Origin of the sequence: Microbacterium sp. (genome assembly GCF_051953575.1) — a bacterium.
GTDB lineage: Bacteria > Actinomycetota > Actinomycetes > Actinomycetales > Microbacteriaceae > Microbacterium.
Window position 1 is genome coordinate 1 of sequence record NZ_JBQCIP010000289.1, and the last position, 13,724, is coordinate 13,724.

The window sequence follows — 13,724 nt, forward strand, 5'->3', positions numbered from 1 at the left end:
TTGCCGAAGACGTTCCAGTTCGTGAACGCCATGTAGAAGAGGATGACGATCGGCACGAGCGTGAGGACGCCGAAGCCGATGAAGTTGGGGAGGATGAAGCTCCACCCGATGAGGGTGTTGCGCAGGCGCAGCTTCGAGCGCGGGCGGCGCGCGGGCGGCGGCGCGGTGCCGGCCTCGGTGGCGGTGATGGTCGCCATGGCGGACCTCCAGAGGGGCCTGTCGGGAATGGGTGCTGGTGCGGTGCCCGGCCCGCCCGCGGAGAGCGGACCGGGCACCGGGTATCAGGACGGGATCAGTCGGTGCCGACCTCGTTGGCGACGCGGTCCTGCGCCTCCTTGATGGCGTCGGCCGGCGACTGCGAGCCCGACATGATCGCGGTGTGCATGTCGCCGAGGATGCCCTGGATCGCCGCAGCCTTGTCGGAGGTCGGGTTCTCGGGGTGCACCTCGTGCGTCGAGTACGCGAACTTCGACAGGTCGTCGGTGGGAGCGCCGTCGACCGAGAAGTACGTGTCGACGACCGCGTCGGTCAGCAGCGCCGGCGTGATGCCGATGCCCGCGAGCACCTGAGCGCCCTCCTCACCGGCGGCGAAGGCGAGGAACTCCTTCGCAGCGGCGACCTTGGACTTGTCGATCGCGGCGTTGATGCCCAGACCGGTCGGGTCGCCGAAGGTGACGGGGGTGTTGTCGAGACCGGTGGTCTTCGACGACTCCTGCGGGATCGGCGCGATGCCCCAGTCGAACGTGTCGGCGTCGCCCGACGCCTGCTGCGCGATCAGGGTCGCGACGAACCACGTGCCCATGGGCAGCATGGCGGCGTTCTGCTTGCCGAACTCGCCCTGGTAGGTGAGCTGGTTGGCCTTGGCGGTGTTGTAGTCGACCTGGTCGCCGGCGTCCTGCATCGCCAGCTGGCGCTCGTAGAAGGGCTCCATGTAGTCGTACTCGCCCTTGAGGATGTCGCTGTCGGTCTGGGCGTTCGCGAAGCCCTGGACCGTCGACTGCCAGTTGTGCAGGTACGCGCCCTTGGCGGCGCTGCCTGCGGCCGTCAGGCCCTTGGTGAGCGCGTCGGCGGCGTCGGCGTAGTCATCCCACGTCCAGGTGCCGTCGGGGTAGTCGACGCCGGCCTGGTCGAACAGCGCCTTGTTGTAGTACAGCACCCACGAGTCGTTGCGGTACGGGACCGCGTAGGCGGTGCCGTCGACCTCGTACGACTTCGCGCCGCTGATGCCGTCGGGCAGCTTCACGTCCGAGACGTCGAGCAGCTGGCCGCCGTTGACGAAGGTCGGGACGTACTTGACCTCCTTCTGCGTGATGATGTCGGGGGCCGAGCCGGCGGCGAGGTCGGCGGTGACGAGCGTGTTGTACTCGGCCGCGTCGTAGCCCTTGAGCTCGATCGTGACGTCGGGGTTCTTCTCGTGGAACGCGTCGGCGAGCTTCTGGAACTCGGGCGTCGTGTCCAGGCTCCATCCCGACATGGTGAGGGTGACCGGGCCGGACGACTCCTCGGGCGCGGCGGCGTCGTCGCCGTTGCTGCTGCAGCCGGCGAGGGCGAGCGTGGCGACCACGGCGATGCCTGCCGCGGCAGCGTATGAGCGCTTCATACTGGGGGTACTCCTTCGTGATTGCGGACCCTTCATCGGGCCCATCGGGTTCACCGGTCGGCGTCGGACGCGTCTCCGGAGTTCGCGAGGCGACTGGTGGTCGCCGTCCCGTCCGGCCAGGAGACCGTGACGGTGGTGTCGCCGTCGTCCGTGCGGACGTCGACGGTCGCATCGCCGGACGATGCGAGGTCTTCGGTCGTCAACTCGATGAGCGTGGCGATCCACGCACCGGGCACGACGGGGTACGTCACGACCGGCACGATCGCGACGGGTCCGAGCGGGCTGGCGTCGAGGCGCTCCTCGACGCTGCCGATGCCCGCTCCGAGGATCGACCGGATGCCGGAGCTCAGGCCGTCGGCGGTCGCCGAGGCCGAGACGTCGTCGGCACGCCCCTCGACGTCGCCGCCGGCGAGCGCCCAGCCGCCGACCCGCAGGTGCAGCGCGCCCGCGTCGACGCCGGGTTCGAGGGAGTCGACGCGCGCGAGCCGCACCTCCCACGGGCCGCGCAGCAGCGAGTGGACGGTCACGACGCCGGCGAGCTCCACGTCGCCGTCGAGGCCCGAGCCGTGGCGGTGCGCCGCCGGCCGCGGGGTGAGCCAGTGGGCGCGAGAGACGGATGCCGCGATCGCGACGCGGGCCGGGCCCTCGCTGTCCACCCGCACGTCGATGAGGTGCATGGCCGCCCGGTGGGTGGCCCGGCCGGCCGCGTCGACGAGGGCGACGGACTGCTCCAGCGGCTCCTCCCACGCGGTCCGGTTCGCGAGCGGGCTCGTTGCGGTCGAATAGCCGATGCGGGCGTACAGCGGCGAGTCGCCGACCAGCGCGCCGTCGGCGGCGTGGTCGCTGCCGTGGTTGGCGATGCGCACGATGCCGTCGGCCGCGGTGCCCGACACGGCCCACCCGGCCGACCGGACGACGCGGACGTCGTCGCCCGCCTCGGCCGGGAGCGGCTCGGTCGGCGCCGCCCACACCGGGTGGTCGGCGGGCAGCGAGATGCCGAGGAGCCCCTTGACGGCCCAGTACGGCGAGCCGGGGCCCGAGTACGACTGCGCGAGCTCGCGCCATTCGTGGTGCCAGCCCATCGTGAGGACGCCGTCCTCGCCCGGGGCGTCGCGCCCGACGAAATGCGCGACCACGGCGTTCGCGGCCCGGCGCAGCTGCCCGAGCGGCACCGACGGTACCTCGGCGATCGCGCCGACCCAGAACGGCGCGGCCGCGGCGAAGCGGTAGATGAGGCTGCGGCCCTGGATGAGCGGCGAGCCGTCGGCGCCCACGAGGGCCCGGGCGTCTTGCAGGTACCGATCCAGGCGGACGACGTCGCCGGCGGTACGGCCGCCGGCGAGCTCCTCGGCGCCCTGCATGCGCGACCACAGCACGGGGTAGGTGTGCAGGGCCCAGCCGACGTAGTGGTCGTACGAGCGCTCGAACCCGTCCGAGATCCAGCCGTCCTCGCGCACGAGCACGTCGTGCAGCGCCAGGTCATCGGCGATGTCGGATGCCGACCACGGGCCGCCGACCGAGCGCAGGAACGTCTGCACGACGATCCGGAACCACAGCCAGTTCGTCTTCGGGTAGGTGGCGTCGCCCACGACGGGAGCGAGGTAGGCGATCACGCGCTCCTGCGTGACGGCATCCAGCCGGTCCCAGATCCACGGACGCGTCATGTCGAGCACGAGCGCGAGCGATGCGGCCTCGACCTTGGCCTGAGCGTGCTCGTCCAGCCGCACCCAGCGGTCGGCGGCATCCGGGTCGACGCCCGTGACGATGCCCTGCCGGTAGAAGTCGGCGAGCTCCTCGGTGCCTTCGCCGCGGGCGCCCGCGATGCGGAAGCCGGCGAGCAGGAAGGTGCGGGCGAAGCCTTCGAGGCCGTCGACCGCGTGCCCGTAGCCGCCTTCGGCGCCCGGGAAGTGGATGCGGCCGTGGCCGGGCGACGCGTACGAGCGGGCGGTGGCGAGCAGGTGGTCCGCGAAGGCGATCCATTCGTCGCGGCTCCAGTCGGCGTCCACCGCGGTGCGAGCAGATGTGCCGTGGTGCTGGACCGTCACTGGGATCTCCCTTGATCAGATTTGTCGCCTTCCGCCCTCCAGAGAAGGCGAACGTTTGGGACTGTAGCAATCCATTTCGTTCATTGCAAGACTGTTTTGGATTCGTTATGATCGTTTGTGATCGCTTTGCGTGTACGGTGAATCGATGAGGAGGATCCCCCTGTGACCGTTTTGGATGGCGCGACCCGGCCTTTTGAGGGCCGTCTGGCCGAGACGTACCAGCGCCAGGCCGGCACCGACGCGTCCGGGTTCACGGCCGCGCTGGCCGCACTGCTCGCGGCGCCCGCGCAGGCGCTGCCCGTGGCATCCTCCGCCGATCGCACCGTCTGGGCGCCCGGTGGCGAGGCCGACGCCGTCTCGATCCGCGGGATCCTGGAGCGCGCCGAAGCCGACCTCGGCCGGCCCTGGCCCGTGCCGCTCGCCTCCGCAGCCGCGCGCCTGCACGACGACGGCGACCGCGAGGGCTGGGAGAGCGTGCTCTACGAGCGCCAGCGCCGCCTCTCGCGCGCCGCCGTGGCCGCCGCCGTCCTGGCCGACGACCCCGTCCACGGCCCGCGCTACCTCGCGGAGGTGCTCGACGGCGTCTGGCTGTTCTGCGAGCAGAGCTCGTGGTGCTGGCCCGCGCACGACGACGCCTTCCGCGTCCACGGCTCGGTGCTGCCCGTCGTCACCTCTCCGTACCTCGACCTGGGCGCCGGCGAGGTGGTGAGTCTGCTCGCATGGGTCGACCAGCTGATCGGCGACCGTCTCGAGGCCCGGTACCCCGGCATCCGCTCCCGCGTGCGCCACGAGACGCGCGTGCGCATCTTCGAGCCGTTCACCGAGCGCCGGGACTGGCACTGGCTGGGCCTGGACGGCGACGTCCACAACTGGAACCCCTGGATCCACGGCAACGTGCTCGTCGCCGCCCTCCGCCTGCTGGACGACCCTGCCGAGGCCGATGAGCGCGCCGCGATCGTCGCACTCGCGCTGGAGGGCATCGACCGCTACGTGTCGGTGCTGCCCGAGGACGGCGCCATCGACGAGGGCTACGCGTACTGGTGGAACGGCGCCTGCCGCGCCCTCGAGGCCCTCGACATCGTGCGGCACGCCACCGGGGGAGTGCTCGACGCGTCGGGGATCACCGCACTGCGCGAGACCGTCGCGTTCCCCCACCGCATGCACCTCGGCGGCGACTGGTACCTGAACCTCGCCGACGGCCAGGCCCGGGTCTCGGCGGCCCAGCCGTGGCACGCCCTCCACCGTGCGGCGCTCGCCGCGGGGGATCAGGATGCCGCCGCCCACGCCGCGTCGCACCGCGAGCCCGGCTCGCCCGCCGCCATCGAGCACCCGGGCTTCGGCCGGCTGCTGCGCGGCATCACCGACCGGGCCTGGCTCGCCGCCGCGCAGGAGTCGTCGCCCTGCCCGCGTGACGTGTGGCTGCCGTCGACCGAGGTGCTGCTGGCCCGGTCGCAGGGCGGCACCGCGCACGGGCTCGCAGTGGCGGCGAAGGGCGGTCACAACGGCGAGCACCACAACCACAACGACGTCGGGTCGTTCATCGTCGCCTCCGACGGCGTGCCGGTGGTGGTGGATGCCGGGCGCCCGACCTACACGCTGCAGACCTTCGGCCCCGACCGCTACGACATCTGGACGATGCAGAGCGGATGGCACAACGTGCCCGTGATCGACGGCCGCGAGCAGCCGGCCGGCGCCGAGTTCGCGGCATCCGGCGTCGAGGTCTCGATCGGAGACGACACCGGCTTCGCGGCCGAGCTGTCAGGAGCATACCCGGGGGTCTCGTCCTGGCGCCGCTCCGTGCGGCTGGAGCGTGCCGCCGGGAGGGTGATCGTCTCGGATGCCTGGACCCCGGGAACCTCGGCGCATCGCACCGAGGTGCGCCTGCTGCTCGCCGGCGACGTGCGGATCGACGGCGCCTCCGCCGTCGTCACCCCCCTCGACGGTGCGCGCCCCGTCCGCATCTCGTGGCCCGCGGGGGTCGACGCGTCGCTCGTCGTGCGCGAACTCGACGACCCCGTGCTGTCGAGCGTGTGGGGCGCGAGGCTCACGCGCCTCGATCTCGATGTCACGTCCCGCGACAGCGTCGCGGTCACGGTAGAACTGGACCAGACGAACGCGGAGGACGCCCGATGACCGACCAGACACCGGCACTGCTGGCCGCCGAACGGCGTGCGCACGTGCTGGCCTCGCTCGAGCGCGACGGCGCCGTGCGGGTCGCTCAGCTGATGGACGAGCTCGGCGTCGCCCCCGTCACGCTGCGGCGCGACCTCGCCCAGATGGAACGCGAAGGCCTGCTGGTGCGCGTGCACGGCGGCGCCGTCCCGGCCGCCGGCTCGCTCGACGACCTCGAAGCCTCGGCGGTGGCATCCGTCACCCGCGCCGGGTCGATCGCCATGCTCGTGCCGTCGCTGACGTTCTACTACCCCACCGTCGTGCGGGGCGCCGAGGCCGAGGCCTCCCGCCACGGCATGGGGGTCGTCGTGCGCGGCGCGTCGTACGAGCTTCAGGACGAACGCCCCGTGCTGGAGCGCCTCGTGCACACCGAGGGCGTCCGCGGACTCGTGCTCGCCCCCAACACCGACACCCCGCACGCGCAGGACGTGGTGCAGTGGCTCGCCGACAGCGGGGTGCCGAACGTCCTCGTCGAGCGGGATGCCGTCGTGCTGCCCGAGGGCAGCCCGGTCGAGAACGTCACCACCGACCACGCGCTGGGCGCCGTGCTCGCAGCGCGGCACCTCGCCTCGCTCGGCCACCGCCGCGTCGGGCTCATCATCGCCAGGGACTCGCCCACCTCGCGCAAGATCGCCGCGGGCTGGCATGCCGCGTGCGCCGAGCTCGGCTTGACTCCGGCCGATCAGTTCGAGACCAGCCTGCCGCCGCGCACCAGCCCGGACTTCTCGGCGGTCGTCGACTCGACCCTCGACGCCGCACTGTCCAACGGCGTGACGGCGATCCTCGTGCACTCCGACCCCGAGGCGATGGCGTTCGTCGACCTCGCCATGAACCGCGGCATCTCGGTGCCCGGCGACCTGTCGGTGGTCGCCTACGACGACGAGGTCGCCGAGATCTTCACGCCGCCGCTCACGGCCGTCGCCCCGCCCCGCGCCGCGGTCGGCCGCGCCGCCGTCGACCTCGTCGTCCGCCGCCTCGAAGACCCGGCGCGGCCCGTGCACCGGGTGGTGCTGAACCCCACGCTCAACGTCCGCGGATCCACGGCCCCGCCCCGCGGCGCCTGAGCGAACGGCGTCACGCGATCGGCTCGGCCGCCTCGCGCGCGGCGCGGGCCGACGAGCGCACCGCCCCGATGCTCGCCGCGATGACGAGGGCGATGCCGGCGATCTCTAGCCACGTCATGTGCTGCCCGAGGAAGATGAAACCCGCGAGCGAGGCCGTCGCCGGCGCGAGGCTCATCAGGATCGCGAACGCGGCGGCCGGCAGACGCCGCAGCGCGATCAGCTCGAACGCGTAGGGGATGGTCGACGACAGCACCGCGACCGCCGCCCCGAGGGCGACGATCTCGACGCGCAGCAGAGCGGTGCCGGCATCCACGATCCCGAACGGGAGCGACAGCAGCGCGCCGACGCTCATCGCCAGGGCGAGCCCGTCGAGCTTCGGGAACGCCCGCCCCACCCGCGCGGAGGCGAGGATGTAGAACGCCCAGCTCGCTGCGGCGCCCAGCGCGAACAGCACGCCCAGCGGGTCGAGGCGGTCCCATCCGCCGCCGCCCAGCGCGACGACGCCGGCGAGCGCCAGCAGCGCCCACAGCCAGGCCGACGCGCGGCGGGCGGCCACGATCGACAGCACGAGCGGGCCGAGCACCTCGATCGTGACCGTCACGCCGAGCGGCAGGCGCTCCAGCGCGAGGTAGAACAGGCTGTTCATCAGGGCGAGCACGAGCCCGAACAGCACCACCGACGACCAGTCCCGCCGCGAGTGACCGCGCACCCGCGGACGCGCGATGAGCAGCAGCACCGCCGCAGAGAAGACGAGCCGCAGCATCACCATGCCCAGCGGCCCCACCTGCGGGAACAGCAGCACCGCGAGCGACGCGCCCACCTCCTGGCAGGCGAGCCCCGCGATCACGAGCATGATGGCGGGAGTCGTGCCGCGGCGCGGGACCGACGCGGCGCCTGTGCCGGCGGTCACTCGGAGGCGGGCGGCGTGCACACCGCCGCCGACGCGATGGCCTCGCCGAACTGCTCCGCAGTCCACGGGAGTCCCGCCTCCGGCGCCGTCTCGCCCTCGGCCGCGGGCGCCTTCGACGCGATCGCGGCCAGCTGCCACGCGAGGTACTCGGCGACGCGGCCGTCGCCGGCGGAGTTGTTGAGCACGACCGCGACGGTCAGCCCCGTCTTCGGATCGGCGAACGCGGCGGTGAGGTAGCCCGGCATCTTGCCGTACTGGCCGATGAGCGTGCCCGCGATGAGCGCGCCGCCGTCTGCGGTGTACCAGGAGGGGCCGTCGGCCGACACCGGAAGCGGGTGCGCGAACCGGTCCTCGTCGTCGACGAGCGAGCCGCTGGCGAGAGCCTGCACGTACCGGCCGAGGTCGCGGATGTCGGTGACGACCCCGGCGTCGGTGAAGCCGCCGCTCGACGACACGCCGGTGAGGTCGAGCGGTGCCGCGCAGTCGAGGGCCCCCTCGGCGTTCGGCATGGACTGGCCGCCCTGGAGCGCGCCCGACGAGGGCAGGTCGCTCAGCGATGTGGCCGCCAGTCCGAGAGGGTCGGTCACGTACGTGCGAAGCAGGTCGGCAGCCGACATCTCGGTGGCGCGCTCCAGCGCGAGGCCGAGCAGCACGTAACCGGCGTCGGAGTCCTTGTAGGCGTCCCCGGGCGGGGTCGGTCGGGGCTCGCCGAGACCGAAGCTGGCGAGGTACCGCGGATCCCAGTTGCGCTTCGGGTTGCTGAGCCACGCGCCGTACAGCTGGTCACTGTACGAGCCGATGCCCGACGTGCCGTCGCAGAGCTCCTCCAGCGTGACCGCGGCGAGGTCGGGGACGCCTGACACGTACTCCGACACGGGGTCGTCCAGCTTTACCCTGCCGGCGTCGGCCGCGCCGTAGAGCGCGTCACAGGTCATCGCGCGCGTCACCTTGCCGGCACGGAACCGCTGGTCGGCCTTCACGTCGCCGCCACCGTCGGGCCGCTGGGTCCCGAGGCCCGCGATCCAGCTGCCGCTCCAGGGGGCCCAGACTCCGACGATGGCGCCCGAGGACCCTGACGTCCCCATGGCACTCGTGACGGCATCCTGCAGTCCCTTGACGACATCGTCGGGGAAGGCGACCTCGGTCTGGGGAGGCACATCGGGTTCGGCCGCGCTGCCGCCGAACGAGCAGCCTGCGAGGACGAGGGCCGATACGACGGCACCCGCGATCACCGCGATGGCGCGGCGACTTCTGGAGCGGGTCCGCATGCTCACCCCCCGATGATCGTGCAATGCATTCAAACACACCGGAGTCGTCCCTCGTGCACGGCGGTCCGTAGGGTGTCAGCATGATCCACAGATTCGACGAGGCGGTTGTCGCCGGCGTGCTCGGCCATATGAACGGCGACCACGGCGATGACAACGTGCTGATCGCCCGCGCTTTCCTCCCCGAGAACGGATATGCGGATGCCGTCGTCACGGCCTCGACGATGACCGGCTTCGACGGCGCCGGCGGGGTGTGGCTGGCGACGCTCGCCGACGGCTCGACGGTCGAGGTCGCCGCGCCGTGGCCGTCGGGGATGATCTCGGAGCGCCCGCAGGTGCGCCGCGAGATCGTCGCGCTGTACGACGAGGCGTGCCGCCGGCTGGGGATCGAGCCGCGGCCGCATTCCTGAGAAAGAACTTGTTAGGTTCGCCTTATCTTCAGTTAGCATGAAGGTATGAGCGACCCGATCCCGTTCTCCACCGCGCTCCGCGAGCGGTCCAGCCGTTCGCACTCGTCGAGCGAGCACGCCGGCTTCATGGCCGACCTCATGACGGGGGAGGGCACCCGCGAGGACTACGTCGCGCTCGTCGTGCAGCACTGGTTCATCTACGAGGCGCTCGAGCGCACGGCCGGCCAGATGCGCAACGATCCGGTCGCCGCGGTCTTCATCTCCGACAAGCTCACGCGGCTGCCCGCACTCGAGGCCGACCTCGAGTTCCTCGTCGGCCCGGACTGGCGCGAGCGCATCGAGCCGCTGCCCACCACCCGGCGCTACGTCGACCGCATCAACGAGGTCGGCGCGACGTGGGCGGGCGGCTTCGTCGCCCACCACTACACCCGCTATCTCGGCGACCTGTCCGGCGGCCAGTTCATCGGGCGCCTCATGTCGCGACGCTTCGGCTTCGAGACGAACGGCATCGGGTTCTACCTGTTCGAAGACATCGCCGACCCCAAGGCTTTCAAGGACGTCTACCGTGAGCAGCTCGACGCCGCCCCGTGGGATGCCGCCGAGCAGGAGCGCGTGATCGACGAGGTGCTGCTCGCGTACCGCTTCAACACCGAGCTCTTCGAGGACCTCGCGGCCGCCAAGGCCGCTGCCATGGGCACCGCCGTCGCCTGAGCGGGTTCAAACCGCGGGGCCGCGGACGGCGTCGCGCATGAAGCGCTGGACGTCGGCATCCACCTGGATGTCGCGCGGGCGCAGCGGGCGCGACAGGTACAGCCCGTCGAGCGAGGTCAGCCGCGACAGCGCCACGTAGGTCTGGCCGGGAGCGAAGGCGCCCGACCCGAGGTCGATGATGGCGCGGTCGTACGTCTTGCCCTGGGACTTGTGGATCGTGACCGCCCACGCGAGCCGCAGCGGGAACTGGGTGAATTCCGCGACGATGTCGCGGGTCAGCGTCTTCGAGCCGGGGTTGTACGAGTAGCGGTACTTCTCCCACACCGAGGGCTCGACGTCGAACTCCTCGCCCTCGACCTCGACCCGCACCGATTCGCCGGCGATGCGCGTCACCGTGCCGATCGTGCCGTTGACCCAGCGCGGCGGCTCGCCGAACGACCCCGTGTCGTTGCGCAGGAACATCACCTGGGCACCGACCTTCAGCTTGAGCTGCAGGTCAGCGGGGTAGGCGGCATCCCCTCGTCCGAAATCGCCGTTCACCTCGGCGACCGCGGTCTGCTCGCGGCCGATCAGCTCGTCGAGGTGACGGCGATTGATGTTGTTGACGATGTCGTTGCGGGTCGCGAGCGTGATGATGGGCTGCTCGCCGTCGGACGGATCCGGCGGGCGCCGTGCTCCTGTGTCGTTGAGCACCTGGGCGATGTCGGCGGTCACGCGTCCGTACCGCACGGCGTTGAGCATGGCCTTGAAGGCGGGATCGTTCTGCCGGTGGATGTCGATGAGCTCGCGGATGTTGAGCGCCGTGCCGTACGTGCCCACATCGAGGATGCCGTCGGTCGCGGCCTCGCCGACCCACACCTTCGCGTCGAAGAACCAGAACGAGCGGTAGTGGTCCTGGACGTAGCGCAGCTCGTCGCCGCGCGGCGGCACGGGCGCCAGCTGATACGGGTCGCCGAACATGACGATCTGCGTGCCGCCGAACGGCTCGGAGCGTCGCCCGCGCGCCTGCCGCAGCGCGCGGTCGATGGCGTCCATGAGGTCGGCGTTGACCATCGAGATCTCGTCGATCACGAGCGTGTCGATCGCGTTCAGCAGCTTGCGCGTCGCGTCGGACTGCGGCTCGTCGTGGCCGCCGATGATCCCGAGCGGCAGCTTGAACAGCGAGTGGATCGTCTGCCCCTCGACGTTGAGCGCCGCCACGCCCGTGGGTGCGCACACCGCGATCTGCTTGTTCGTGTGCCACGCCAGGTGCTGCAGCAGCGTCGACTTGCCGGTGCCGGCGCGGCCGGTCACGAACACGTGCTCGCGCGTGTCTTCGATGAGCCGGAACAGCGCCTCCTGCTCGGCCGACAGCGCGATGCCGGCTTGCGATGGCGTTGTGCTCACCGATTCATGTTAACGACCGGATGCCGCCACCCGGCCGGACCCGCGGCGATTGTGGACGGCATCCGGATCGTCCACAGGAGAACCGGGCGACACACAGTGGCCTCCCGGCCTGGGGTTTCTAGACTGGTCGCGTGGATCGGGCGGCACTGGACGCGGCATCCGGCGGTGCGAGCGCCCCGGTCTCCGACGCGACCCCCGGAACCGCCGCACCATCGGCGGGCGCCGCGCCTCACCGTGTGCAGCCGCCGGCGAAGAGGCGCCGCCGCCGCAGCCTCGCCCTCGACCTGACGATCCTGGGGGTCGTCGGCGCCGTGCTCGTCGCGGCCGTGTTCGCCGCGTGGGGCGTGATCGAGCGCGAGTTCTACAGCCCCTCGGCGTTCGTGGAGCGCTACGTCGGCCTGCTCGCCGACGGCCGCGCCGCCGATGCGCTGGCGATGCCCGGTGTGGCCGTCAGCTCCGCCGAGCTCGAGGCCGCGGGCCTGCCGCCGACCGCGTCGGACGCGCTGCTGCGCAGCGACGCACTGGCGTCGCTCGACGACGTGCGGGTGACCTCCGAGGTGACCGAGGGCGACATCACGCGCGTCACCGTCGCGTACACGGCCCGCGGCTATGACGGCACCACGACCTTCTCCGTCGAGCGCGCGGGCTCGGTCGGCCTCGCCCCGACGTGGCGGTTCGCGAAGAGCCCGCTCGCCGTCATGAGCCTCGGCGTCACCGGGTCGATGAGCTTCGACGTCAACGGCTTCCGGGTCGACAAGCGCCAGGTCTCGCCGGACGGGATGGATGCCGACCCCCTCGCCCCCGTCGCGCTGCTGGTGTTCTCACCGGGCCTGTACTCGGTCTCGGTCGACACGGCGATCTCGTCGACGCCCGGGGTCGCCGTGCTGTCGGACAGCCCGTTCCACGCGATCCCGGTGAAGGTCGAGGCCCGCGCCACCGACCAGTTCGTCAGCGTGGTCCAGCACAAGGTCGAGGAGTTCCTCACGCAGTGCGCCACACAGCAGGTGCTGCAGCCGACGTCGTGCCCGTTCGGCTACTTCGTGCAGGACCGCATCAGCGACCTGCCGACCTGGTCGATCGTCACGCAGCCCACGGTCGCGGTCGAGCCCGACGGCGCCGGATGGCGGATCCTCCCCGCCGAGGCGATGGCGCACATCGACGTCGACATCCGCTCGATCTTCGACGGCCGCGTCCGCCCGCTGAGCGAGGACGTGCCGTTCATCGTCAAGGGCTCCATCACCGTGCAGCCCGACGGGTCGGCGTCGATCGTCGTCACCGGCCCCGACACGCAGTAGCGTCAGCCGCCGATGCGGGCGTCGCGCTCGGCGAGCGCGGCCAGGCGGGCGTTGTACTCCTCGAGCTCGGCATCGCCCGTGCGGTCCGCGTGGCGGTCGCGACGCTTCGTCTCGCGGTCGTCGCTGCGGCTCCACTGGATCGCGACGGTGATCGCGAGGATGAGCGTCGGGATCTCGCCGATCGACCAGGCGACGCCGCCGCCGGTGTACTGGTCCTCCATCGGGGTCGCCCCCCAGGTGCGGCCCATCGAGCCGAACCATTCGGCGACCATGAGCCCCTCCTGCATCATGATCGCGATGCCGAAGAACGCGTGCATCGCCATGACGCCGATGAGCAGCAGCAGCCGCCCGGGGTAGGGCAGGCGGTAGGGCACGGGGTCGATGCCGATGAGCGACATCACGAAGAGGTAGCCCGTGATGAGGAAGTGCGCGACCATCCACTCATGGCCCAGGTGGTCGTACAGCGACCACCGGAACAGGTCGGTGAAGTAGAACACCCACAGCGAGCCGATGAAGATGCCGGCCGCGACGAACGGGTTGGTGAGGATGCGGGCGACCGGGGAGTGCACGGCCCACAGGATCCACTCGCGCCCGCCGCGCGTGCCGTCGTCGCGCTTGTGGATGGCGCGGGCGGCGAGCGTGATGGGCGCGCCCGGCACGAGCAGCAGCGGGATCGCCATGGTCAGCAGCATGTGCCCGACCATGTGCATGCTGAAGAGGTAGTCCTGGTAGACGTTGATGACGCCGCCGGTGACCCATACCAGCAGCAGCCAGCCCAGCACCCACATGATGGTGCGGTAGGCGGGCCACGCGTCGCCGCGGCGGCGCAGGCGCCACACGCCGACGAGGTAGAAGAAGATCGCGAA

Annotated in this window: 11 protein-coding genes and 1 pseudogene; 5 read left to right on the plus strand and 7 right to left on the minus strand. The window is 71.5% G+C overall.

What is annotated here, in order from left to right; all coding sequences use genetic code 11:
* The 3 genes and pseudogenes from ACTHNQ_RS18390 to ACTHNQ_RS18400 form a co-directional block, all read right to left on the minus strand.
* A pseudogene (locus tag ACTHNQ_RS18390) lies at positions 1–197 on the minus strand (sugar ABC transporter permease); the annotation flags it as partial.
* A 95-nt stretch (positions 198–292) separates the two neighbouring features.
* Positions 293–1,600, minus strand: a complete 1,308-nt coding sequence (locus tag ACTHNQ_RS18395) for an ABC transporter substrate-binding protein (protein ID WP_440335392.1) — start codon at positions 1,598–1,600, stop codon at positions 293–295.
* A 50-nt stretch (positions 1,601–1,650) separates the two neighbouring features.
* Positions 1,651–3,645, minus strand: a complete 1,995-nt coding sequence (locus ACTHNQ_RS18400) for a DUF2264 domain-containing protein (protein WP_440335393.1) — start codon at positions 3,643–3,645, stop codon at positions 1,651–1,653.
* 162 nt (positions 3,646–3,807) lie between these two features.
* On the opposite strand from ACTHNQ_RS18400, the gene ACTHNQ_RS18405 reads away from it, so the two are divergent.
* A complete protein-coding gene (locus ACTHNQ_RS18405; protein WP_440335394.1) occupies positions 3,808–5,778 on the plus strand; it encodes a heparinase II/III domain-containing protein in 1,971 nt (656 codons plus the stop codon).
* On the plus strand, positions 5,775–6,881 hold the full coding sequence (locus tag ACTHNQ_RS18410) for a substrate-binding domain-containing protein (RefSeq protein ID WP_440335395.1): 1,107 nt from the start codon (positions 5,775–5,777) through the stop codon (positions 6,879–6,881). Before ACTHNQ_RS18405 ends, ACTHNQ_RS18410 begins: the two co-directional genes overlap by 4 nt.
* Positions 6,882–6,891: 10 nt before the next feature.
* Here the strand turns inward: ACTHNQ_RS18410 and ACTHNQ_RS18415 are convergent, their stop codons facing one another.
* Together ACTHNQ_RS18415 and ACTHNQ_RS18420 are read right to left on the minus strand one after the other, a co-directional pair.
* Complete coding sequence (locus ACTHNQ_RS18415) at positions 6,892–7,734, minus strand: EamA family transporter (protein ID WP_440335400.1); 843 nt, start codon at positions 7,732–7,734, stop codon at positions 6,892–6,894.
* A 53-nt stretch (positions 7,735–7,787) separates the two neighbouring features.
* The gene (locus ACTHNQ_RS18420; protein WP_440335401.1) at positions 7,788–9,059 is read right to left on the minus strand and encodes a serine hydrolase domain-containing protein; all 1,272 of its coding nucleotides are present in this window, start codon (positions 9,057–9,059) and stop codon (positions 7,788–7,790) included.
* A gap of 80 nt (positions 9,060–9,139) precedes the next feature.
* Here ACTHNQ_RS18420 and ACTHNQ_RS18425 point away from each other — a divergent pair, with 80 nt between their 5' ends.
* Positions 9,140–9,466 (plus strand): DUF2470 domain-containing protein, encoded by a 327-nt coding sequence (locus tag ACTHNQ_RS18425; RefSeq protein ID WP_440335396.1) that lies wholly within the window; start codon positions 9,140–9,142, stop codon positions 9,464–9,466.
* A gap of 45 nt (positions 9,467–9,511) precedes the next feature.
* The gene (locus ACTHNQ_RS18430) at positions 9,512–10,177 is read left to right on the plus strand and encodes a heme oxygenase (biliverdin-producing) (RefSeq protein ID WP_440335397.1); all 666 of its coding nucleotides are present in this window, start codon (positions 9,512–9,514) and stop codon (positions 10,175–10,177) included.
* A 6-nt stretch (positions 10,178–10,183) separates the two neighbouring features.
* On the opposite strand, the gene ACTHNQ_RS18435 is transcribed toward ACTHNQ_RS18430, so the two are convergent.
* Positions 10,184–11,563 carry an ATP-dependent DNA helicase gene (locus tag ACTHNQ_RS18435; protein ID WP_440335398.1) on the minus strand — a complete coding sequence of 460 codons (1,380 nt, stop codon included), beginning with the start codon at positions 11,561–11,563 and terminating at the stop codon, positions 10,184–10,186.
* A 236-nt stretch (positions 11,564–11,799) separates the two neighbouring features.
* On the opposite strand from ACTHNQ_RS18435, the gene ACTHNQ_RS18440 reads away from it, so the two are divergent.
* Complete coding sequence (locus ACTHNQ_RS18440; protein ID WP_440335402.1) at positions 11,800–12,858, plus strand: hypothetical protein; 1,059 nt, start codon at positions 11,800–11,802, stop codon at positions 12,856–12,858.
* 2 nt (positions 12,859–12,860) lie between these two features.
* Here ACTHNQ_RS18440 and ACTHNQ_RS18445 read toward each other — a convergent pair.
* On the minus strand, positions 12,861–13,724 hold an 864-nt coding region (locus tag ACTHNQ_RS18445; RefSeq protein ID WP_440335399.1), incomplete at its 5' end, for a cytochrome c oxidase assembly protein.